Raw genomic sequence first — 229 nt, forward strand, 5'->3', positions numbered from 1 at the left:
TTAACGGGCTCTGACTACTTGTAGGCACACGGTTTCAGGATCTCTTTCACTCCCCTTCCGGGGTGCTTTTCACCTTTCCCTCACGGTACTGGTTCACTATCGGTCACTAGGTAGTATTTAGCCTTGGTAGATGGTCCTCCCAGCTTCCGACGGAATTTCACGTGTTCCGCCGTACTCAGGATCCACTCAAGAGGGAACGAAGTTTCAACTACAGGGTTGTTACCTTCTT

1 rRNA gene is annotated in these 229 nt (G+C 50.2%); it reads right to left on the bottom strand.

What is annotated here, in order from left to right:
* A 23S ribosomal RNA gene (locus tag AC0C45_RS30325) occupies window positions 1–229 on the bottom strand; the annotation flags it as partial.

This window comes from Priestia sp. VA7 (assembly GCF_055710015.1).